Annotated in this window: 20 protein-coding genes and 2 pseudogenes; 11 read left to right on the forward strand and 11 right to left on the reverse strand. The window is 61.4% G+C overall.

The window, feature by feature from the left end; all coding sequences use genetic code 11:
* The first annotated feature begins 71 nt into the window (after positions 1-71).
* The 3 genes from ACFPWW_RS04995 to ACFPWW_RS05005 all read left to right on the forward strand — a co-directional run bounded on the left by ACFPWW_RS04995 (position 72) and on the right by ACFPWW_RS05005 (position 3,917).
* Positions 72-1,553: a mannitol dehydrogenase family protein gene (locus tag ACFPWW_RS04995; RefSeq protein ID WP_377310779.1), complete on the forward strand. Its 1,482-nt coding sequence runs from the start codon at positions 72-74 to the stop codon at positions 1,551-1,553.
* Positions 1,554-1,644: 91 nt separating this feature from the next.
* Positions 1,645-2,334: an HAD family hydrolase gene (locus tag ACFPWW_RS05000; RefSeq protein ID WP_112563538.1), complete on the forward strand. Its 690-nt coding sequence runs from the start codon at positions 1,645-1,647 to the stop codon at positions 2,332-2,334.
* Positions 2,334-3,917 carry an FGGY-family carbohydrate kinase gene (locus ACFPWW_RS05005; protein WP_377310782.1) on the forward strand — a complete coding sequence of 528 codons (1,584 nt, stop codon included), beginning with the start codon at positions 2,334-2,336 and terminating at the stop codon, positions 3,915-3,917. The genes ACFPWW_RS05000 and ACFPWW_RS05005 overlap by 1 nt, the downstream gene beginning before the upstream one ends.
* Position 3,918: 1 nt before the next feature.
* Here the strand turns inward: ACFPWW_RS05005 and ACFPWW_RS05010 are convergent, their stop codons facing one another.
* Positions 3,919-4,773 (reverse strand): MurR/RpiR family transcriptional regulator, encoded by an 855-nt coding sequence (locus tag ACFPWW_RS05010; protein WP_112563542.1) that lies wholly within the window; start codon positions 4,771-4,773, stop codon positions 3,919-3,921.
* Positions 4,774-5,008: 235 nt separating this feature from the next.
* Here ACFPWW_RS05010 and ACFPWW_RS05015 point away from each other — a divergent pair, with 235 nt between their 5' ends.
* Complete coding sequence (locus tag ACFPWW_RS05015; RefSeq protein WP_112563545.1) at positions 5,009-5,722, forward strand: sulfate transporter family protein; 714 nt, start codon at positions 5,009-5,011, stop codon at positions 5,720-5,722.
* 46 nt (positions 5,723-5,768) lie between these two features.
* On the opposite strand, the gene nth is transcribed toward ACFPWW_RS05015, so the two are convergent.
* Positions 5,769-6,548, reverse strand: a complete 780-nt coding sequence (gene nth / locus ACFPWW_RS05020; RefSeq protein ID WP_112563547.1) for an endonuclease III — start codon at positions 6,546-6,548, stop codon at positions 5,769-5,771.
* A gap of 22 nt (positions 6,549-6,570) precedes the next feature.
* On the opposite strand from nth, the gene ACFPWW_RS05025 reads away from it, so the two are divergent.
* Together ACFPWW_RS05025 and ACFPWW_RS05030 are read left to right on the forward strand one after the other, a co-directional pair.
* Positions 6,571-7,068, forward strand: coding sequence for a DUF2244 domain-containing protein (locus ACFPWW_RS05025; protein ID WP_377311080.1), 498 nt, complete (start codon positions 6,571-6,573; stop codon positions 7,066-7,068).
* A 68-nt stretch (positions 7,069-7,136) separates the two neighbouring features.
* Complete coding sequence (locus ACFPWW_RS05030; protein WP_112703786.1) at positions 7,137-8,009, forward strand: methylated-DNA--[protein]-cysteine S-methyltransferase; 873 nt, start codon at positions 7,137-7,139, stop codon at positions 8,007-8,009.
* Between the two features lie 23 nt (positions 8,010-8,032).
* Here the strand turns inward: ACFPWW_RS05030 and ACFPWW_RS05035 are convergent, their stop codons facing one another.
* Positions 8,033-9,016: a sugar-binding transcriptional regulator gene (locus ACFPWW_RS05035; protein ID WP_112703867.1), complete on the reverse strand. Its 984-nt coding sequence runs from the start codon at positions 9,014-9,016 to the stop codon at positions 8,033-8,035.
* Positions 9,017-9,563: 547 nt separating this feature from the next.
* On the opposite strand from ACFPWW_RS05035, the gene tal reads away from it, so the two are divergent.
* Positions 9,564-10,529 (forward strand): transaldolase, encoded by a 966-nt coding sequence (gene tal / locus ACFPWW_RS05040; RefSeq protein WP_377310786.1) that lies wholly within the window; start codon positions 9,564-9,566, stop codon positions 10,527-10,529.
* 96 nt (positions 10,530-10,625) lie between these two features.
* Entirely contained in the window at positions 10,626-11,294 is a 669-nt protein-coding gene (locus tag ACFPWW_RS05045; protein WP_112703785.1) for a DUF1345 domain-containing protein, read from the forward strand.
* Here the strand turns inward: ACFPWW_RS05045 and ACFPWW_RS05050 are convergent.
* A pseudogene (locus tag ACFPWW_RS05050) lies at positions 11,291-11,578 on the reverse strand (anti-sigma factor family protein); the annotation flags it as partial. The gene ACFPWW_RS05045 and the pseudogene ACFPWW_RS05050 sit on opposite strands and share 4 nt — an antisense overlap.
* On the opposite strand from ACFPWW_RS05050, the pseudogene ACFPWW_RS05055 reads away from it, so the two are divergent.
* A pseudogene (locus tag ACFPWW_RS05055) lies at positions 11,579-11,920 on the forward strand (tetratricopeptide repeat protein); the annotation flags it as partial.
* A gap of 60 nt (positions 11,921-11,980) precedes the next feature.
* Positions 11,981-12,427, forward strand: coding sequence for a DoxX family protein (locus tag ACFPWW_RS05060; RefSeq protein ID WP_377310788.1), 447 nt, complete (start codon positions 11,981-11,983; stop codon positions 12,425-12,427).
* 26 nt (positions 12,428-12,453) lie between these two features.
* Here the strand turns inward: ACFPWW_RS05060 and ACFPWW_RS05065 are convergent, their stop codons facing one another.
* Positions 12,454-12,627 carry a DUF1328 domain-containing protein gene (locus tag ACFPWW_RS05065; RefSeq protein WP_007817547.1) on the reverse strand — a complete coding sequence of 58 codons (174 nt, stop codon included), beginning with the start codon at positions 12,625-12,627 and terminating at the stop codon, positions 12,454-12,456.
* Between the two features lie 184 nt (positions 12,628-12,811).
* Between ACFPWW_RS05065 and ACFPWW_RS05070 the strand changes: the two genes are divergently transcribed.
* Positions 12,812-13,432, forward strand: a complete 621-nt coding sequence (locus ACFPWW_RS05070) for a TerC family protein (protein ID WP_112563559.1) — start codon at positions 12,812-12,814, stop codon at positions 13,430-13,432.
* On the opposite strand, the gene ACFPWW_RS05075 is transcribed toward ACFPWW_RS05070, so the two are convergent.
* From ACFPWW_RS05075 to ACFPWW_RS05100, 6 genes are all read right to left on the reverse strand, one after another.
* Positions 13,429-14,535: a helix-turn-helix transcriptional regulator gene (locus ACFPWW_RS05075; protein WP_377310791.1), complete on the reverse strand. Its 1,107-nt coding sequence runs from the start codon at positions 14,533-14,535 to the stop codon at positions 13,429-13,431. The genes ACFPWW_RS05070 and ACFPWW_RS05075 overlap by 4 nt on opposite strands.
* 185 nt (positions 14,536-14,720) lie before the next feature.
* A complete protein-coding gene (locus tag ACFPWW_RS05080; protein WP_113412861.1) occupies positions 14,721-16,148 on the reverse strand; it encodes a gamma-aminobutyraldehyde dehydrogenase in 1,428 nt (475 codons plus the stop codon).
* 58 nt (positions 16,149-16,206) lie between these two features.
* Positions 16,207-17,022 carry an ABC transporter permease gene (locus ACFPWW_RS05085; protein ID WP_112703781.1) on the reverse strand — a complete coding sequence of 272 codons (816 nt, stop codon included), beginning with the start codon at positions 17,020-17,022 and terminating at the stop codon, positions 16,207-16,209.
* Entirely contained in the window at positions 17,012-17,974 is a 963-nt protein-coding gene (locus tag ACFPWW_RS05090) for an ABC transporter permease (protein ID WP_112703780.1), read from the reverse strand. Before ACFPWW_RS05090 ends, ACFPWW_RS05085 begins: the two co-directional genes overlap by 11 nt.
* A complete protein-coding gene (locus ACFPWW_RS05095) occupies positions 17,971-18,957 on the reverse strand; it encodes an ABC transporter ATP-binding protein (RefSeq protein ID WP_377310794.1) in 987 nt (328 codons plus the stop codon). The genes ACFPWW_RS05090 and ACFPWW_RS05095 overlap by 4 nt, the downstream gene beginning before the upstream one ends.
* A gap of 220 nt (positions 18,958-19,177) precedes the next feature.
* A complete protein-coding gene (locus ACFPWW_RS05100; RefSeq protein ID WP_112563571.1) occupies positions 19,178-20,338 on the reverse strand; it encodes an ABC transporter substrate-binding protein in 1,161 nt (386 codons plus the stop codon).
* Positions 20,339-20,348: the final 10 nt, after the last annotated feature.

Raw genomic sequence — 20,348 nt, forward strand, 5'->3', positions numbered from 1 at the left:
GCGATCTCGTCCGGCCCGCGCTACCGGAAGGGCCGAAAGCCCTTTCGCAAGACCTTCAAGAGGACTGAAACATGACGTGCAAACTATCGCTGGCAACGCTCGCCGAGGCGGCAAAGACCGCGGCCATTCCGGCTTATGACCGGGCGTCGCTGAAAGCCGGCATCGTGCACTTCGGCGTCGGCAATTTCCATCGCGCCCATCAGGCGATCTATCTCGACGATCTGTTCAACGCTGGCAGCGACCATGACTGGGCCATCATCGGCGCCGGCGTGCTGCCGTCCGACGCTGCGATGCGCGACAAGCTTGCCGCGCAGGATTTCCTGACGACCGTCGTCGAGCAGGACAACAACAGGACGGCGGCGCGCGTCACGGCGCCGATGATCGATATCCTGCCGGTCGGCAATGCTGATGTCATCATCGCCAAGCTTGCCGATCCCGCCATCCGCATCGTCTCGATGACGATCACCGAAGGCGGCTACTTCATCGACGCTTCGGGCAAGTTCAACCCGGCGCATCCGGCGATTGCCGCCGACGGCCAGAATCCGGCTGCGCCGAAGACGGTCTTCGGCCTGATCGTTGCCGGCCTCAAGGCGCGCAAGGAGAAGGGCATCGCGCCCTTCACCGTCATGTCCTGCGACAACATTCCCCACAATGGCGTGGTGACCGCGAATGCCGTCGTCGGCACGGCGAAGCTTTCCGATCCTGCCTTTGCCGACTGGATCAAGGCAAACGTCTCCTTCCCGAACGGCATGGTGGACCGCATCACGCCGGCGACCAGCCAGCGCGAGATCGATTTTCTCAAAGAGAATTTCGATATCGAGGACAATTGGCCGGTCTATTGCGAAGAGTTCAAGCAGTGGGTGCTCGAAGACAAATTCCCGATGGGGCGCCCGGCGCTCGAAAAGGTCGGCGTCACCTTCGTGCCCGATGTCACGCCCTATGAGCACATGAAGATCCGCATCCTCAATGGCGGCCATGCGGCGATCGCCTATCCGGCGGCGCTGATGGACATTCATTTCGTGCATGAGGCGATGGAAAACGATCTGATCCGCGCCTTCCTCGCCAAGCTCGAGAACGAGGAAATCATTCCGATCGTGCCGCCGGTGCCGAACACGTCGCTCGCCGACTATTTCAAGCTGATCGAGCGGCGCTTCCTCAATCCAAAGATCGCCGACACGATCCCGCGGCTGGCACAGGACGGTTCCAACCGTCAGCCGAAATTCATCCTGCCCTCGACGCTCGACAATCTCAGCCAGGGCAAGGATGTCGTCGGTCTCGCGCTCGTCTCCGCGCTCTGGTGCCGCTACTTCTTCGGCAAGAGCGACAGCGGCAAGGATATCGTCTTCAACGATGCCAGCGCCGACCGTCTGCATGCGGCAGCGGTGAAGGCCAAGGACGATCCGGCGGCGTTTCTGGTCTTCGACGATATTTTCGGCGAAGTGGCGAAATCCGAGCTTTTCCGCAAGCGTTTCGCCCATGCGCTGAAAACCCTGTGGGAAAAGGGCACCAGGGAAACCTTGCAGCTCTATCTCGACGGCAAGCTCGCAGTGTAAGAAATTCCGATGGCGGCGTTTCAGCCGCCATTCCGGCCTTGCGGACAAAGCGGGACGGTCTCGTCCGAACTGAACTCAGGTTGGGTCTTCCATGGCTGATGCTGAACCACGGCTGGTCATTTTCGATTGTGACGGCGTACTTGTCGACAGCGAGCCTATTTCGATCAGCGTTCTCGTCAGGGCGATGGCCGATCTCGGCGTGACGATCACTGAAGACGAGGCCTATGAGCGCTTCCTCGGCAAAAGCCTCGCAACGCTGATCGACATTTTGGAGACGGAGTTCAACGTGCATGCCAACGAGGAATTCCTCGAAGGCATCCGCACCAATCTCTATGCCCGTTTCCGCACCGAGCTGAAGGCGATGCCGGGCATCGGCGCGACGATCGACGCGCTCGGCGTTCCCTGTTGCGTCGCTTCGTCCAGCCAGGTCGAGCGGATCAGGCTGTCGCTTTCCGTCACCGGACTTCTGCCGAAGCTGCCGAACATCTTCAGCGCCAGCATGGTCAAGCGCGGCAAACCGGCGCCCGATCTCTTTCTCTACGCGGCCGACCAGATGCATGTGGAACCGCGCGATTGCATCGTGATCGAGGACAGTCCGGCGGGTATTGCGGCGGCAAAAGCGGCGGGCATGACGGTCTTCGCCTTCACCGGCGGTTCGCACGCCAATTTCGCCGGATACCGCGAAGAACTCGACCGGCTTTCGCCGGAAGTCGTGTTTGACGCCATGCCGGAATTGATACACCTTGTCCGCAAACAAAAGCTGGACGGGACTCAGCATTGATGCGTGATCATGTGGTTGCGGTGGATGTCGGCACGAGCAGCGCACGCGCCGGCGTCTTCGATACGCATGGGCGCCTGCTTGCCAAGGCCGAACATCCGATCGTCATGAACCGGCCGCGCGAAAACCATGCCGAGCATGATTCCGAAGATATCTGGGCGGCCGTCTGCATTGCGGTGCGCGCGGCGATGGGCCAGTCCGGCATCGCTGCGGCGGCAGTGGGGGCGATCGGTTTCGACGCGACCTGTTCTCTCGTCGTGCGCGACACCGAAGGCCGGCAGATCAGCGTTTCCACCGGCGGCGAGACGCGGTTCGATACGATCGTCTGGCTCGATCATCGGGCGCTGAGGGAGGCCGATTTCTGCACGGCGACGAAACATGAGGTGCTGGAACATTCCGGCAATGTCATGTCGCCGGAAATGGAAATGCCGAAGCTGATGTGGCTGAAGAAGAACCTGCCGGCGACCTGGGAGAAGGCCGGTTATTTCTTCGACCTTGCCGACTTCCTGACCTGGAAGGCAAGCGGCTCGCTTGCCCGGTCCCGCTGCACGCTGACGGCCAAATGGAACTATCTCGCGCACAGGGAGAGGGGCTGGCGGCAGGATTTCCTGCAGCAGGTCGGTCTTGAGGATCTGTTCGTGCGCGGCAGCCTGCCGGAGGAGACGGCAGCCGTCGGGGAAAGCATCGACAGGCTGACGCCGCAGGCGGCCGAAGCACTGGGCCTGACCGCCGATTGCCACGTTTCGGCCGGGATGATCGATGCCTATGCCGGCGCGCTCGGCACGCTCAGCGGGTATGCCGGCGATCCGGCAGGGCTCGAGCAGCAGCTTGCGCTGATTGCGGGGACATCGAGCTGCATCGTCGCCTTTTCCCGTGAGCGAAAGCCGAGCCAGGGAATGTGGGGCCCTTATTACGAGGCGGTTTTCCCGCAATCGTGGCTCGTCGAGGCCGGCCAATCGGCGGCCGGCGGGCTGCTCGACCATATCGTGCGCATGCACGCGGCCGGTGGCGAACCGAGCGCGGCGCAGCATCAGCGGATCGTCGCCCGTATCGCCGAACTCAGGGCGCAACAGGGGGAAGCGCTCGGTGCGCGGATCTTCGTTCTTCCGGATTTCCACGGCAACCGGTCGCCGCTGGCCGATCCGCATGCGGTCGGCGTCGTAAGCGGGCTGACGCTCGATACGTCCTTCGACGGGCTGTGCGCGCTCTACTGGCGCACTGCGGTCGGGATCGCGCTCGGCATTCGTCACATCCTCGAAAAGATGCGAGATCATGGCTATGTGCCGGATACGCTGCATGTGGCCGGCGGCCATGTGAAGAACCCCATTCTCATGGAGCTTTATTCGGATGTGACGGGCTGCAAGGTCATCGTGCCCGACATGAACGAGGCGGTCCTGCTCGGTACCGCGATCGCCGCGTCGGTTGCCTGCGGTTTGCACAGGGATCTGGCGGCGGCGGGCGCGGCGATGTATCCCGGCGGCTCCGAGCGGCTTCCCGACAGGAGCAGGCAGGCGCTTTACGACCGCGACTATCGCCGCTTCCTTGCCATGTATCGCCATCGGGCCGAGCTGGAAGCGGTGGAATAGTTCAGCGGTTTGCCGTCTCGCCGAGGATCGTTGCAAATTCCACCATGCGCCGCCGGCGCTGGCTCGCCTCCTCGCCGGCGCCCAGAATGACCGCCTCGGAGAGACAATCGAGCAAGGCGATCAGCGGCGGCAGGTTATCGACGTCGGGCGCGCGAGCCGGCGGCAAAGGCAGGACGACGTTCGACTGTTCGGGCAGCCAGTCCGCATGCTGGGCGGAAATCAGGATCACCTTGTACCCGTAGCGGCGGGCAGTGCGCGCAAGCAGCCGCGACCTGGCGAAGCGCCGGCAATCGATGATGACGAGTACGGCGTCCTCGACGAGTGAGCGGGCGAATAGCTCAGCAAAACGGCTGCCGGCGCCGTCGATCGCGCGCACGCCGTCCCGGGCGAGCGTCAGTCGCTGACAGAAATGGTTGGAGAGGCCGGCAAGCCTGGCATGGGTGGCGACGAAGACCTCCTTGGAGGCGCCGATCATCGAGACGGCCTCGCCCCAATGCGGCTGCGCGGTCAGATGATAGATGTGGTGCAGCGCCTGTATCTGCTCGGCCACGAGAACGGCAAGCGGCTTGCCCTCCGACGCGTCCGTCTGCAGCTCCGTCATTGCGCTCTGGAACTGGACGGGCGAGGTCGTTGCCGTCTCCCGGATTTCCACCTTCACGCTGTCCAGGCCCTGGTAGCCGAGCGCCCGCAGGAAACGGCCGACCGTCATCGGCGAAAGATCAAGCCGGTCGGCAACCGATGCGGCGGTTTCGAACGGCAGATCGTTCAGATGTTCGGTGAAATATTTCGCGATGCGTCGTTCGGCCGGCGTGCCGGACTTCGCGTATTGCCTAAGCTTCTCTACAAAGTCTTCCACGTCGCAGCCTCCCCCATTTCCTCAGAGGCCTTCCGTGGATTCCTGTGGAGCCGAATCCCTGTTTTTTAATATTGTCCGGAAGCTCTTCTTAGGCCCATACGTATTTCCAACATCACGAACTATATATTAGCATGTAATTTTCGACAAGTTTTCTATTCAAGCATGTAATTTTCAACCGACTTGCCGGAGGACGGCGGGCTACCTACATCACGCCGCGTAACGGAGACGCCATAGAATGATCCTTGACGCCGCTCGACTTTCGCTTGCCAATCTGTTCGCGCCGGAGACCCGCTCGGCCTTCTGGAAAGTTCTGGGGCTGACGGTGCTGGTGCTGATCGGCTTATGGTTCGCGCTGCGCGGCCTGTTCATCAGTTTCGTATTTCCCTGGGTGGCCGGGTTCTTTCCCGAAATGCCCGACTGGGCCGGCTGGCTCAGCTTCGTTTTTCTTATTGCTGCCGGTATCGGCCTTGCGCTGGCGCTGGCGCTGCTGCTTTCCCCGGTCACGGCGCTGATTGCCGGCCTCTTTCTCGACGATGTCGCCGAGGTGATCGAAAAGCGGGACTATCCGCAGGACGCCGCCGGCAAGGCCATGCCGCTCGGCCCCGCCATGGCGAGCTCGATCAAGTTCCTCGGCGTCGTGATCGTCGGCAATATTGTCGCGCTCCTTCTGCTCTTCATTCCCGGCGTCAATCTCGTGGCCTTCTTCCTGGTGAACGGCTATCTGCTCGGGCGGGAATTCTTCGAGTTCGCGGCCATGCGCTTCCGTTCGCCGCCGCAGGCGCGGCTGTTTCGAGCCAAGCATGGTCCGACCGTCTTTCTTGGCGGGTTGGTAATCGCGCTTTTCCTGGCGATCCCGATCGTCAACCTGCTCACGCCGCTCTTTGCCGCAGGCATGATGGTGCATCTGCACAAGCTGGTCTCGGCACGCGATCCCGAATTCCGAGCCTAGCTTTTCACGCAATTCCCGTAGAGACGACGAGCAGGCGCTCGCCGCCTTATTCGACGGCCTCGCCGATCACCTGGGGCGGTAATTCGACCAGTGGTGCCGGAATATCGCTGCTCTTTTCCGGCGACTTGCAGATATCGGCAATCACGCAGCGTTCGCATTCCGGGCGGCGGGCCTTGCAGGTGTAGCGGCCATGCAGGATGAGCCAGTGATGCGCGTGATAGAGGTAGTGCTTCGGCACGACTTTCATCAGCCGCTCTTCCACCTCGTCGGGCGTCTTGCCGGGTGCGAGCCTGATGCGGTTGGCGATACGGAAGATGTGGGTGTCGACCGCCATCGTGGCCTGGCCGAAGGCCATTGACAGGACGACATTGGCCGTCTTGCGGCCGACGCCCGGCAGGCGCACCAGTTCCTCGCGCGTCTGCGGCACCTTGCCGGCGAAGTCGTCCACCAGCATCTGCGAGAGCGCGATGACGTTCTTCGCCTTGTTGCGGTAGAGACCAATGGTCTTGATGTAGTCGCGCAATCTCTCCTCGCCGAGATCGAGCATTTTCTGCGGCGTATCGGCGACCTTGAAGAGCGCCCGTGTCGCCTTGTTGACGCCGGCATCGGTCGCCTGCGCAGAAAGCGCCACCGCCACGACGAGGGTGAAGGGATTGGTGTGTTCCAGCTCACCCCGCGGCTCGGGCCGCTGGACCGAGAAACGGCGGAAGATCTCTTCGCGTTCGGCAAGCGAATAGGCTGATTTGACCGCTGCCGGCTTGCGGCGGGCGATCACATTCGAGTTTTGCGACGATTGGACAACGGATTTGAGTTTCGGATTCGCCATGGAAAATCTATACTCACCGGCCATGACGGAAAGCAACGCCGACAGCCACGACGATCAGCCTGTTTTCGCAGCCGAGCTCTTTCCCTATCGCTCGCTCGGCCGGAGAGGCTTCAAGGTGATGCTCGCCGTTTCCGGCGCCGTCTGCCTTTTCTACGGCATGTTTTTCATCGTCACCGGCGCCTGGCCGATCGGTTTCTTTTTCGGCCTGGATTTCCTGCTGCTTTACGGCGCCTTCTGGCTGAACTACCGGTCCGGCAGGGTGCGGGAAGAAGTGACCGTTTCGCGCACGGATGTCTCCGTGCGCAAATTCTCTCCATCCGGCCGTATGATCGAGCACCATTTCAACCCGTTCTGGACGCGTTTTCTCGTGCGCAGGCATCAGGAAATCGGCATTCTCTCCATGCATATTTTCGGGCAGGGCAAGCGCACGGATGTCGGCTCCTTCCTCAATCCCGACGACCGCGAGAGTTTCGCCAAGGCCTTCAAGGGCGCGCTGGCAACGGTCAAGCAGCGGATCTGAGAATAACGCAAGAAACGGGTGGTTTGGCCGGCCGCCCTTGATTATCTCCTTGGCAAAGGAGAAAAACGATGAACATGATCGCCAAGCTCGACACAGATATCACCCCTCAGGGCTCGGACTACGATACCGTCCGTCAGGTCATCGAACTCATCAGCGAGGAATATCGCGACCAGCCGTCGCTGGAGGCGATTGCCACAAGGCTGCACCAGTCGCCCACCCAGCTGCAGAAGACCTTTACCCGTTGGGCCGGCCTGTCCCCCAAAGCGTTCCTGCAGGCGGTGACGCTCGACCACGCCAAGCGGCTGCTGCGCCAGGAAGAGATGCCGTTGCTCGAAACGTCCATCGAGGTCGGCCTTTCCGGCCCGAGCCGCCTGCACGACCTGTTCGTGACACATGAAGCCATGTCACCCGGCGAATGGAAGGCAAAGGGGGGCGGGCTCACGATCCGCTACGGGTTCCATGTCTGCCCCTTCGGAACGGCCCTCGTCATGGTAACGGACCGCGGCCTTGCCGGCCTCGCCTTCAGCGATTCCGGCGATGAAAAGGCCTGCCTGGAGGATATGACCTGCCGTTGGCCGAATGCCGAATACGTGGAGGACCATCAGGCGACGGCGCCCTATGCCGAGCGTATCTTCCAGCCGGGCCGCTGGACGTCCGACCAGCCGCTGCGGGTTGTGCTGATCGGGACGGATTTTCAGGTCAGCGTCTGGCAAAGCCTGCTGAAGATTCCGTTCGGCAAGGCCGTGACCTATAGCGACATCGCCAAGGATATCGGCCGGCCGACCGCCATGCGCGCCGTCGGCGCGGCCGTCGGGGCCAACCCGATTTCCTTCGTCGTGCCCTGCCATCGTGCGCTTGGGAAAGACGGCGCACTGACCGGCTACCATTGGGGCCTGACCCGCAAGCGTGCAATGCTTGGCTGGGAATCGGCACATGCCTGACCGTTGGGAGCAGCTGAAGCCGTTCAGGCGGCTTCGGCGAGTTCCAGCAAGGCCCTCGCCGCGCTCTCGTCCGTTATCAGCGTATTGCAGCCGATGCGCCTGATCGTTGCGCGGATCGCGACGGCGCGATGGGCGCCGCCGGAGGACAAAACGATGTGCCGCGCCTTCTTCAGCGTATCGAGATCCACCGACATCACCCGCTGATTGATCGAGTGGTCGACGGAATTGCCGTCCTTGTCCAGAAAATTGAACATGGTGTCGCAGACGCAGCCGGCGTCGATCAGCTGCTGCAGCTCGGCCTTCGAAATCCATCCTTCGGATAGCGAGGTCGAATGCGGGCCGATATCGCCGCAGCTGACGATTGCCAGATCAAGATTTTCCGCCAGCCGGTAGATCGTATCCAGTCCGCATTTTTCGATGAGGTTGCGCTTGGTTTCGGTCGAGTCGACAAGCAGCGGGGCCAGGAACATGTAACATTCCGCTCCGAGCTGGTTTGCAAGCCGCCAAGTATAGTCGATCGGGTTTGTCTGGTGGACGGCGACGATGCCGCCGAGCAGGGAGACGATCTTGCAATTGTCGCGCCGCGGCGGCCGGAAGCTTGCGAGCGAGGCCGTCATGGTGCGGCCCCAGCCGACGCCGATCGTATAATCGTCGGGAATGGCCTCCGACAGGAACTGGCCGAGCGCCAGGCCGACATTTTTTGCCAGTGAATTCGCGTCGCAACTGGCAGGTTCCGGCACGACGATCGCCTCGTCGAGCCCGTAGGCGCGCTCCAGCTTGACCGAAAGCTCGACGCAGTCGCCGATCGAGTCGTTGATCCAGATCTGCACTTCACTGCGTTTCATCGCCTCGTCGAGCAGGCGGATGACGGTCGTGCGGCTAATGCCGAGCTGTTCGGCGACATCCTTCTGGGTCAGGCCTTCGTTGTAATAGAGCCATGCGGCCCGCAGCCGGAGCGAGGAGGCTTCGGAATAGGCCGTATGCGTGCCGCGTTTCAGCTTGACCACATCTCCTCCCGCGCCGATTTCGCCCTGAAGCGTATCGCGATCCTTCAGATTCGCGCGCCACGCTCCAGGCTCTTGTTTTCGCATGTCGTACCGCAAAACCGCTGCACACTTTTGCGCGACATGCCCTATATCTTTGCTGTCGATAGCATAAGCTTGTGGCATCGGCTTTGTTCCCGCGATAATGCCGGGTGTGACACTTATGTCAATTGAAATGCACAAATGTCCTTGACTTTTCGTTGCCGGAGCGGCGATAGTCATGGTCGACAACGTCGTTCTTGTCCGTCCGAGGAGGACAATGTGCGGGCATGCGGAAAGTCACGACCGGCCGATCAGCCGCAGGCGGCAGCGCTTGGAGTGCGCTCGTCGTTCTCCGGCACCTGGAGCAGAGCCCTTGGGAACAGTGCCAATGTCTCTTACGTTTATGAACCAGCCGTGACGGAAGCGCGTCTTTTCGCCTGCAGCATGAAGCCATTCGATCCTTCGATCACCTCTTTGCCGGGCGGAACTCGCGCCGGTCCGCAGCCCAAGTTCAAAAAGGATTTTGACTATGACATCCAAGCTTGACCAACTCCGCGAGATCACAACCGTCGTCGCCGACACCGGCGATATCCAGGCTGTCGCTCGTCTGAAGCCGGTCGATTGCACGACCAACCCTTCCATCGTTCTCAAGGCACTCGGCACGGAGATGTTTGCTGATGACATGAAGGAAGCAATCGCCTGGGGCAAGAAGCTCGGCGGTGATGCCGATGTCGCGGCCGCAGCCGTTGCCGACCGCCTTGCCATTTCCGTCGGTGCGGCGCTCGTAAAGCTCGTTCCCGGCCGCGTTTCGACCGAAGTCGATGCCGACCTGTCCTTCGATACCGAAGCCTCGCTTAAGAAGGCGCGCAGCATCATCGCCGCCTACAAGGAGCGCGGCATCGAGAAGGATCGCATCCTCATCAAGCTCGCTTCCACGTGGGAAGGCATTCGCGCTGCCGAAATCCTGCAGAAGGAAGGCATCGACTGCAACCTGACGCTGCTCTTCTCCAAAGCCCAGGCGATTGCCTGCGCCGATGCCGGCGTGTTCCTGATTTCGCCTTTCGTCGGCCGTATTCTCGACTGGTACAAGAAGTCGACCGGCAAGGATTTCACCGCCGAGGAAGATCCGGGCGTGCTCTCCGTTCGTGACATCTACAATTACTACAAGGCCAACGACATCAAGACGGTGGTCATGGGCGCCTCCTTCCGCAACACCGGCGAAATCGAAGCGCTGGCCGGTTGCGACCGCCTGACGATCGCTCCGAATCTGCTTGACGAGCTGTCGAACGACCAGGGCAAGCTCGAGCGCAAGCTGTCGCCCGTAACCGTCAAGCCGGTTGCGAAGATCGCGGTCGACGAAAAGACCTTCCGCTGGATGATGAACGAAGACGCCATGGCGACCGAAAAGCTTGCCGAAGGCATTCGCGCATTTGCAAAGGATCTCGGTACGCTGCGCAGCCAGGTCCGCAAGGAACTGCAGCTCGCTGCTGCCTGAGGCAGGGCAGGCCGCACATTCACGAAGGGCGCGGGTGCCGCTGGCATCCGCGCCTTTTTCATGTTGATATCAAGAGCATAAGGCGGAGGAAAAGCGGTGGCTGACGAAGACGATGGAAATTCGCTGGTCTCGTTCGCCTATAAGCATGCGAGCTTTATCCTTTCGGCGCTCGGCGGTCTTGTCGTCTTTCTGCTTCTGACCTCGCGGGAGGTCAGCGCCAGCAATATCCTGTTCGGCTGGAATGCCTCGGCGATCGTCTTCATCGGGCTCAGCTGGCGAAAAATGCTGCGGGCCACCGTCGAAAGCATCCGGAAGCGATCCGCCGATCTCGATTTCTCCGACACTTTCCTGCTTTTCCTGTCGATTGCCGCAGCCCTTGCCAGCATTGCCGGCATCGGCATCGAACTTCATTCGATCAAGGATGCGCCGGCCAATATCGCGCTCTGGCGCGCGGCTGCGGCGATCCTGACCATCCTGATCTCCTGGGTTTTCCTGCACACGCTTTTCACCATCCACTACGCCCATTATTTCTATGGCAGCGCGGACAAGTGCGAAGGGCTGAAATTCCCCGATGGAATCGAGGAGCCGGCTTATTGGGATTTCCTCTATTTCTCCTTCACGATCGGCGTGGCGGCGCAGACGGCCGATGTCGCGGTCACTTCGACGACGATGCGCAAATTTACCCTGCTGCATGCGCTGCTCTCGTTCCTGTTCAACACGACCATTCTGGCACTTGCGATCAACGTCGGGGCGAGCCTGCTTTAAAGTCTGGCCGCAGAGCGGAAGAGGCTCTCGAAATCGGCAAGGTCGCCCGCGGCGACATCCGAAATTGCCCAGAAGGTCAATCCGCCCTCCGACCATTGCACCATGTTGTAGCCGTCGTGTTCCGTCGTGGTGTGGCCCGCCGAAGCCGCGGGCCAGACGAACAGCTTGATGACATGGCCGTGGCGTCTGTAGACGAGGGCGGCGACGGTGAGGCCGCCGATATAATCGACGCGTCCGCCCACCAGCGGGAAGCCGTCTTTGGCGAGATCGCTCACCGGCGGCGAACATCGGTGCGGGCCAAGATCGACGCGAAGGACTATGCTGGCGCGCTTGCCGAACTTCGCGATCTTGCGGAAGATAATCAGCAGGCAGACGTCTATAATCTGATGGGCTTCACGCTGCGCAAGACCGGCGACTACCGGACGTCGCTGACCTATTACACCAAGGCGCTGGAACTGCAGCCGGATCACAACGCGGCGCGTGAATATCTCGGCGAACTCTACATCGACACCGGCGACATGGCGAAAGCCGAAGAGCAGGTGTCCGTGCTGAAGCAGCTTTGCCCCGCTGGCTGTGAGGAACTGCAAGACCTTCAGGAAGCGATTGCCGCAAAAGGCGGCAGATAACGGGCGCGTCGACTGCAGGGGCAGGCGGGTTTGCCGCCTGCTTCAAAAAAGGTGGAGGATATGATGGAAAATGCAGCAAGCCGGCCCTCTTTGGCCGATCTCGTTCTTCTTGCGGGCAGGCTTCTCCTGACCCTGATCTTTCTGCATGAAGGTTTTACGCTCGTCGCAGACATTGCCGCGACGCTTGCGATCTTCGAAAAGCTCGGCCTGCCTGCGCTGGTGACATTCTGCGTGATTGCCCTGCAGATCGGCGCCGGCCTTGCCATTGCCGTCGGTTTCCTCAGCCGGATCGGTGCGGTGGCCCTGGGGCTGTTCTGCCTGGCAACCGCCTTTCTGTTTCACACCGATCTTTCAAACCAGAACGAGCTGCTGCATTTCGAGAAGGATCTCGCGATCGCCGGTGGCATGTTCGTCCTGGCGGTCGCCGGCGCAGGGTCGATATCTCTCGGCGGTCTCGTGAAACGGCAGGTCAAGGGACTGCATCCGTGGCTGATGGCCGTGCTGTAGCGCAGCCGCTCAGCAGGGCTCGGCTGCTAGAAGATCGCCTGCCCGGCCATCAGGGCCAGGATAAGGAAGATCAGGAAGACGACGAGGAATATGCCGAAGAGTACGCGGGCAATTGTTGCGGTTGCCGCGGAAATGCCGGAGAAGCCGAAAAAGCCGGCGACGATCGAAATGACCAGAAAAATCAGAGCCCATTTCAGCATGGATATCTTCCTTCCGTGATTGCTGGAAGAAGACGCGCCAAGGCCGATTTGGTTCCAAATCGTTTAAAATGGAACGGCGTTCCTTGAAAGCGTACTGCTTTGGCCCGCAAGGGCTTTTCAAAGGCGTTTCGATCTGTTTCAAGGGATCGTCATCGATTTGCCCCATCGACGAAAGCCCTTCTCCATGCACGCTTTTCTGGACCCCCAGGTCATTTCCGCCTATCTCGAAGTCATCATGATCAACATTATCCTTTCAGGGGATAATGTGATCGTCATCGGCATGGCCGCCGCCGGCCTTTCCACCGATCTGCGGGGGAAGGCAATCGTCACCGGCATTGCCGCTGCCGCAGTCATCCGCATCGTTTTCGCCGTCATTGCCGCTCAACTGCTCGTCATCAAAGGCATCAATCTCGTCGGAGGCCTGCTGCTTCTATGGATCTGCTGGACGATGTTCAAGGAGTTGCGCGAGGCGGAGGAAGAAGAGGCCGGCGACGAAACCAGCCAGCACGCCCACAAGCCGAAGCTTTTCCGCCAGGCGATCGGCCAGATCATCTTTGCGGATCTTTCCATGTCGCTCGACAATGTCCTGGCCGTTGCCGGCGCGGCGAAGTCGAACATGAATGCCTTGATCTTCGGCCTTATCCTGTCCGTCATCCTCATGGGTGTCGCATCAAATTTCGTGGCAAGGCTGCTCAACCGGTTCAAATGGATCGGCTGGATCGGCCTTGCCATCATCGTCTACGTGGCGCTCGAAATGGTATGGGAAGGCGGCTGGGAGCTGCTGGCGCTCTATAATCAGGCCTAGATTTTCAGGCTGGAGAGCAGCGAGATAAGCTGGAACTGGCGCTGCGTGCCGGTCTTGGCGAGAACCTTCTTTACGTAGCCGCGCGTCGTCTCGTAGGTGAGGCCGGATATTTCGGCGATCTGGCGGGGCGACGAGCCTTCCATCAGCAGGCGCGCGACCGCCGTTTCCTGGGGCGTGAGCGAAAAGCGCCGGCGCAGCAGATCGCCGCTCGGGGCTGCGCGTTCGGAGAGGTCCGTGACGATGGCGACGGCGGCGGAATGCGAGAAAAGCTCGGCCGGCGCTCCGTTCAGCCGCTGGGCGCGGATGATCAGCGGCGCCTTTCCGGGGCGTGAAAACAGAACCGGTGTTGAGACGGCCGCATCGGCAAACGGCTCCTTTGAGAGGACCGCCTGCAGATGGCGGCGCAGCAAGCCCGTCTCTTCCTGGCTGAGAGCCGTGAGCTCCCGGTCGACAATCCGGATGTTGCCGTCGAGCAGCTTTTCCGCCCGCTGGTTCAGCCGGGTAATGTGCCCGGCCCGGTCGAAGAAGACGACCGCGGTGCCGGCAAGCTCGAAAGCCTCGCTCATGCTGTCGATCCTGGCGACGTGCAGCGCGCGGACGATCTCTGCTGCGACGGTCAGTTTCGACTGCATCTTAATGAGCAGCTGCTCGTCGTCGCGATCGAAAGGCTGGTCCTGGATGCGGCGCTGCAGGTTGAGGCTCAGCATCGTGTCGCCGGCGGTGAAACCGACCATGGCAGAGTAGCGGAAACCGAAGCGGGCCAGGAATTCCGTATAGAAGACGTGGTGATTGAATTCCTCATCGCCGGCAATGTCGTGTTCGATGATGACACCCTTGGCCATCGCAACGGCCAGGCCGCGTTCGCGAAAGTCGCGCTTGTACCATTCCTCGGCAAAATAGACCTGAAAGGCTTCCAGCAGATTGGGCGTGGTCATGAAGCCGGCGGGGAATTTCCCGCGCACCGGCATGATATGCGTGCCGGTGGCACCGGTGGCGCGGCTGATATGCTCCAGCGTGCGCTCCCAGCTCCCCGGCACCAGCGCAGATTCCAGCAACCCGTCCAGCGCCGTTTCGAGCTCGGAGATATCAATGCCGGTCGCCATGAATAAGTAATGCCTGACTGCTGTCTTTTATTCGATAAGGAATCACACGTATCGCGAGCTGCCATGGAGAGTGAAATGGCAATTCAACGTTTAGAAATAGTATTTGCAGTTGTATTATGACAAGCTGACAAAAGTCACTGATGGCGACAGCGACTTTTGTGGCAGATCAGGCGGTCAGCGTTCAACTATCCGTGATTGATCATCACGTGACGGACGGCGGTATAGTCTTCCAGGGCGTAGACGGACATGTCCTTGCCGTAGCCCGATTGCTTGAGGCCGCCATGCGGCATCTCGTTCACCAGCATGAAATGCGTGTTGATCCAGGTGCAACCGTATTGCAGGCGGGCGGCCGTCTTCATGCCGCGGCCGATATCCTTGGTCCAGACGGAAGAGGCAAGGCCATAATCGCTGTCGTTCGCCCAGGTCACGGCATCGGCCACGTCGGTGAAGCGGGTGACGGAGACGACGGGGCCGAAGACTTCCCGCCGGACGATCTCATCGTCCTGCGTGGCGCCGGCCACGACCGTCGGCGCGTAGAAGAAGCCCTTGTCGCCCGAGACCTTGCCGCCGGTGGTGATCTGCATGTGCTTGTGTTCGGAGGCGCGGGTGACGAAGCTTTCGACGCGGTCGCGCTGGCGCCTGGAAATCAGCGGGCCGATTTCGTTCTCCGTGTCGTCGGCCCGGTTGAAGCGGATGCTGGAGACGGCGGAGGTCAGGTCAGCGACGAAATTGTCGTAAACTTTCGCATCGGCATAGATGCGGCAGGCGGCGGTGCAGTCCTGGCCGGCATTGTAATAGCCGAAGGTGCGGATGCCGGCGACCACGGCCTCGATATCGGCATCGTCGAAGACGATGACGGGCGCCTTGCCGCCGAGTTCCAGATGGGTGCGCTTGACGGTCCTGGCGGCTGCCTGCAGCACCTTCTTGCCGGTCGCGACATCGCCCGTTATCGACACCATGCTGATTTTCGGATGGTTGATCAGTGCGTTGCCGACGCTTTCGCCACGGCCGAGGATGACGTTGACGACGCCCTCGGGAAGGATTTCCGACAGCAGTCTCGCCATCTTCAGGGCCGTCAGCGGCGTCTGTTCGGAGGGCTTGAAGACGACGGTATTGCCGCCGGCGATGGCCGGCGCCAGCTTCCAGGCCATCATCATCAGCGGGTAGTTCCACGGCGCGATCGAGCCGACGATGCCGATCGGGTCACGACGGATCATCGAGGTGTGGCCGGGCAGGTATTCTCCGGCGGCCGGTCCGTGCAGGTTGCGCACGGCGCCGGCAAAGAAGCGGTAGCAGTCGACGATGGCGGGGATTTCGTCGTTCAGCACCGCATTGATCGGCTTGCCGCAGTTCAGCGCCTCAAGCGTCGCAAAGCCCTGTGCGTCCCTTTCGATCGCATCGGCGATTTTCAGGAGATAGGCCGAGCGCTCGGACGGGGTCGTCTGCGACCAGGCGGAGAAGGCCTTTTCGGCGGCGCTGACGGCGGCATCGATCTGGCCGAGCGAGGCTTCGGCAAGGTTCAGCACCGTCTCGCCCGTCTTCGGGTTCAGGATGTGCTCTTCCGTTTCCGTGCCGGTCTCGAAGCGGGAACCGATCAGCATTTGCGTATCCATGGGCGTTCTCCCTTGTGGTTGGTCGAGTGGATGCGAGGGGCTCCGCGTCCGCTCCGGGTTATTTGCCGGCACCGGCGATCTGATCGCCGTCGCGCGTGAGGTAATAGGCTGCCAGGATCGGCAGGAAGGTGACGAGCACGACGGCCATGGCGACCACATTTGTGACCGGGCGCTGGCGCGGGCGGATCAGCTCTTCGAGCATCCAGATGGGCAGGGTGGATTGCTGGCCGCCGGTGAATGTGGTGACGATGACTTCGTCGAAGGACAGGGCGAAGGCGAGCATGCCGCCGGCAAGAAGGGCGGTGCCGATATTCGGCAGGATGACATGGCGGAAGGTCTGGAAGCCGTCGGCGCCGAGATCCATCGAGGCTTCGATCAGCGAGCCCGAGGTGCGGCGGAAGCGGGCGACGGCGTTGTTGTAGACGACAACGACACAGAAGGTGGCATGGCCGAGCACGATCGTCCAGACCGAGAAGGGGATGTCGAACAGGCTGAAGGCGGAACGCAGGGCAATGCCGGTGATGACGCCCGGAAGCGCGATCGGCAGGATGACGAGCAGCGAGATCGCCTCGCGTCCGAAGAATTTCGTCTGGCTGACGGCGGCCGCGCAAAGCGTGCCGAGGATGAGCGCGATCACCGTTGCGATACAGGCAACCTGCAGGGAGAGGCCAAGGGCTGCCCAGACATCCGGGCGGTTCCAGGCAATGGCGAACCATTGCAGCGTCAGGCCCGGCGGCGGCCATTGGTAACTCTTCTCCTCCGTCGTGAAGGCATAGACGAAAATCAGCAGGATCGGCAGATGCAGGAAGAGCAGGCCGCCGGCGGCTGCGATCTTCAGGAAGAACGGCGATTTCTGTCCGCGATCAGAGCGCATCGAAGGCTCCCATGCGTTTGGCGAGCCAGAGATAGATCGCCATGATGACGATCGGCACGACCGAGAAGGCGGCTGCGAGCGGCACGTTGCCGGCCGTTCCCTGCTGCGTATAGACGGCTTGCCCGATGAACAGGCGCGACGAGCCGATGATCTGCGGGATGATATAGTCGCCCAATGTCAGCGAGAAGGTGAAGATCGATCCGGCGACGATTCCGGGCAGGGCGAGCGGGAAAAGCACGGTTCGGAAGGTCTGGCTCGGCGTGGCGCCGAGATCGGCGGAAGCCTCGATCAGGTTGCCGGGTACGCGCTCGAGGGCTGCCTGCGTCGGCAGGATCATGTAGGGCAGCCAGATATAGACGAAGACGATGAAGGTGCCGAGATAGCTGACGGAGAGCGAATTGCCGCCGACGACCGGCAGGGCGAGCACGCCGTCTAGCAGCCAGGAGAGGCGGAGCTTTGCGAAGAACCAGGTGAGGATGCCTTCCTTGGCGAGGATCAGCTTCCAGGCATAGATCTTGACGAGATAGCTCGACCAGAGCGGCAGCATGACGCCGAGATAAAAGAGCGCCTTCCATTTTCCCTGCGCGTAACGGGCGGCGTAATAGGCGATCGGAAAGGCGACGATGGCCGAGGCGACGGTGACGAGCGCCGCCATCAGGACCGTCCTGACAATGATGTCGAAATTGCTCGGGTTCAGGAGCTGGGCATAGGTATCGAGAGTGAACTCGTAATTCACCAGGCCCGAGAAATCGTCGATCGAAAAAAAGCTCTGCAGCAGAAGCGCGATCAGCGAACCGATATAGATGATGCCGAGCCAGAGCAGCGGCGGCGTCAGCATCAGGAAGAGCAGCAGCTTCGGATGTCGCCAGAAACTGTCGGAGAGACGGCCGGAGAAGCCGCCGCGCCGGGGCAGGATCGAGCTTTCCGGTTTGGTCATCGCCAGCGCCGTCATGCCGCGTCATCCATGTAATGGACGTCGCCAGGCTGCCAGGCAAGCCGGACGGGCGTTCCGATGTCGGGGATGTCGCTGCTGGCCGGCAGCATGACATGCAGGCGCGACCCTCTGATGTCGACGGTCAGGCGGGTCGCGGCGCCCAGGAAGCTGGCATTTTCGACCCTGGCTTCGATGCCGTCGGCTGTCAGACGGATTGCCTCCGGCCGCAAGCTCGCCCAGCGCTTCTGGCCGCCGAGGGCTGCCATGATATCGGGGGAGATGACGTTGGACGAACCGACGAAATCGGCGACGAAACGCGTCTTCGGGCAGCGGTAGATATCCTGCGGCGTGCCGTGCTGGACGATCCCGCCATTGTTGAAGACCGCCACGCGGTCGGCCATCGAGAGCGCTTCGCCCTGATCGTGGGTGACGAAGATGAAGGTGATGCCGAGGGCGCGCTGCAGGCTTTTCAGCTCTTCCTGCATCTGCTCGCGCAGCTTCAGGTCCAGCGCGCCGAGCGGTTCGTCGAGCAGGAGCACGCGGGGCTTGTTGACCAGCGCCCGGGCGAGCGCCACGCGCTGCCGCTGGCCGCCGGAGAGCTGGCCAGGGCGGCGGCTGCCATAGCCCGGCAACTTCACCAGCTCCAGCGCTTTCTCGGCCTCCTTGATCCGCTCCGCCTTGCCGACGCCCTTGACCATCAGTCCGTAGGCGACGTTCTCGACAATATCGAGATGCGGGAAAAGCGCGTAATCCTGAAAGACGGTGTTGACGTTGCGGCGATAGGGCGGAACGCCTTCGGCCGTTTCGCCGAAAATCTCGATATGTCCGGAGGACGGCTGTTCGAAGCCGGCGATTAGCCGCAGGCAGGTGGTTTTGCCGGAGCCGGAGGGGCCGAGCATGGCAAAAAACTCGCCGGGCGCGATCTCGAGATCGACGCCGTCGACCGCGCGCACGGCGCCGAAGTGGCGAGAGACCTTCTGGAAACGGACGGCTGATGTCATGGAAGCTCCGGTTCTATTTTGTCTAAGAGCGGTCCTGGGTCTGGTTCAAGGAGCCCGCCCCAAACCCCTCCCCACAAGGGGGAGGGGCTTAATCTGCCGCGCCCACGCTCAAACCCTTCGGCGTTTCGACAGAAATGCGGCGTTGCCGCTCTCGCCCCTCCCCTTGTGGGGAGGGGTTTGGGGAAAGGAATCCGACCGCGCCGGCGAGCGTGGCCCGGCGTCAGCGGCCGCCGATCACGCCGATATAATCCGATACCCAGCGATGATAGGGCACGCATTCGCTCTCGCTTGCGCATTTGGCGACCGGCGTCTTCCAGAACTTGATCTTGTCGAAGTGATCGTAGCCGTTGGTGTTGCAGCCGGCGTCGGTCAGGAGTTCGTTGCCCTTGCAGGCGGCCGGAACCGAGGGGACGGCACCGAACCAGGCGGCGGCATCGCCTTGCACCTTCGCCTTCAGCGAATGTTCCATCCACATGTAGGCGCAGTTCGGATGTTCGCTATCGACATGCAGCATGGTCGTGTCGGCCCATCCGGTCACGCCTTCCTCGGGGAAGGTCGAGGCGATCTTCTGCTTGTCGGCCTGCAGCAGGTTGACTTGGAACGGCCACGAGCCGGAGGCCACGACACCTTCGTTCTTGAAGTCGTCGATCTGGATCATCGCATCGTGCCAGTAGCGCGAGACGATCTTGCGCTGGCCGCGCAGCAGGTCGAGAGTGGCCTTGTACTGGTCCTCGTTGAGTTCGTAGGGATCCTTGATGCCGAGATCGGGCTTGTGCGCCATCAGGTACATGGCCGCATCGGCAATGTAGATCGGGCCGTCATAGGCCTGCACGCGGCCCTTGTTGGACTTGCCGTCCGGCAGGTTCTGTTCCTCGAAGACGATGTTCCAGCTGGTCGGTGCCTTGTCCTTGAACGTGTCGGTATTATACATCAGCACGTTCGGCCCCCAGAGATAGGGTACGCCGTAATGGACGCCGTTCACCGTGTGCCAGGGCGCGTTCTGCAGGCGCTCGTCAACGGTCTTGAAGCTCGGGATAAGGTCGGTATTGATCGGCTGGACGCGCTTGCCGGCGACCAGACGCAGCGAAGCGTCGCCGGAAGCGGTGACGAGGTCGAAACCGCCTTCGTTCATCAGCGCCACCATCTCGTCCGAAGTGGCGGCCGTCTTGACCGAAACCTTGCAGCCGGTTTCCTTCTCGAAGTCCGTCACCCAGTCGTAATTCTTGTCGGTCTCGCCGCGCTCGATATAGCCGGCCCAGGCGACGATGCTGACGGCTCCTTCGCCCTTGCCCAATTCCTTCAGCGGTTCGGCAGCGACAACTTGTGTTGCAAAGCTCAGGCTCGCGAGCGCAGCAGTGCACGATTTCAGAAGATGCTTCATCGTCTGTCTC

This window comes from Rhizobium sp. GCM10022189, assembly GCF_042656325.1.
Lineage (GTDB): Bacteria > Pseudomonadota > Alphaproteobacteria > Rhizobiales > Rhizobiaceae > Rhizobium.

Bases quoted from the DNA above. Each gene is read 5' to 3' on its own strand.
- ACFPWW_RS05075 (WP_377310791.1), bottom strand. From the start codon at position 14,535: ATGGCGACCGGCATTGATATCTCCGAGCTCGAAACGGCGCTGGACGGG.
- tal (WP_377310786.1), top strand. From the start codon at position 9,564: ATGACATCCAAGCTTGACCAACTCCGCGAGATCACAACCGTCGTCGCC.
- ACFPWW_RS05025 (WP_377311080.1), top strand. From the start codon at position 6,571: ATGACGGAAAGCAACGCCGACAGCCACGACGATCAGCCTGTTTTCGCA.
- ACFPWW_RS05100 (WP_112563571.1), bottom strand. From the start codon at position 20,338: ATGAAGCATCTTCTGAAATCGTGCACTGCTGCGCTCGCGAGCCTGAGC.
- ACFPWW_RS05070 (WP_112563559.1), top strand. From the start codon at position 12,812: ATGCACGCTTTTCTGGACCCCCAGGTCATTTCCGCCTATCTCGAAGTC.
- ACFPWW_RS05090 (WP_112703780.1), bottom strand. From the start codon at position 17,974: ATGACGGCGCTGGCGATGACCAAACCGGAAAGCTCGATCCTGCCCCGG.
- ACFPWW_RS05030 (WP_112703786.1), top strand. From the start codon at position 7,137: ATGAACATGATCGCCAAGCTCGACACAGATATCACCCCTCAGGGCTCG.
- ACFPWW_RS05060 (WP_377310788.1), top strand. From the start codon at position 11,981: ATGATGGAAAATGCAGCAAGCCGGCCCTCTTTGGCCGATCTCGTTCTT.
- ACFPWW_RS05000 (WP_112563538.1), top strand. From the start codon at position 1,645: ATGGCTGATGCTGAACCACGGCTGGTCATTTTCGATTGTGACGGCGTA.
- ACFPWW_RS05065 (WP_007817547.1), bottom strand. From the start codon at position 12,627: ATGCTGAAATGGGCTCTGATTTTTCTGGTCATTTCGATCGTCGCCGGC.
- ACFPWW_RS05005 (WP_377310782.1), top strand. From the start codon at position 2,334: ATGCGTGATCATGTGGTTGCGGTGGATGTCGGCACGAGCAGCGCACGC.
- ACFPWW_RS05085 (WP_112703781.1), bottom strand. From the start codon at position 17,022: ATGCGCTCTGATCGCGGACAGAAATCGCCGTTCTTCCTGAAGATCGCA.
- nth (WP_112563547.1), bottom strand. From the start codon at position 6,548: ATGGCGAATCCGAAACTCAAATCCGTTGTCCAATCGTCGCAAAACTCG.
- ACFPWW_RS05015 (WP_112563545.1), top strand. From the start codon at position 5,009: ATGATCCTTGACGCCGCTCGACTTTCGCTTGCCAATCTGTTCGCGCCG.
- ACFPWW_RS04995 (WP_377310779.1), top strand. From the start codon at position 72: ATGACGTGCAAACTATCGCTGGCAACGCTCGCCGAGGCGGCAAAGACC.
- ACFPWW_RS05095 (WP_377310794.1), bottom strand. From the start codon at position 18,957: ATGACATCAGCCGTCCGTTTCCAGAAGGTCTCTCGCCACTTCGGCGCC.
- ACFPWW_RS05080 (WP_113412861.1), bottom strand. From the start codon at position 16,148: ATGGATACGCAAATGCTGATCGGTTCCCGCTTCGAGACCGGCACGGAA.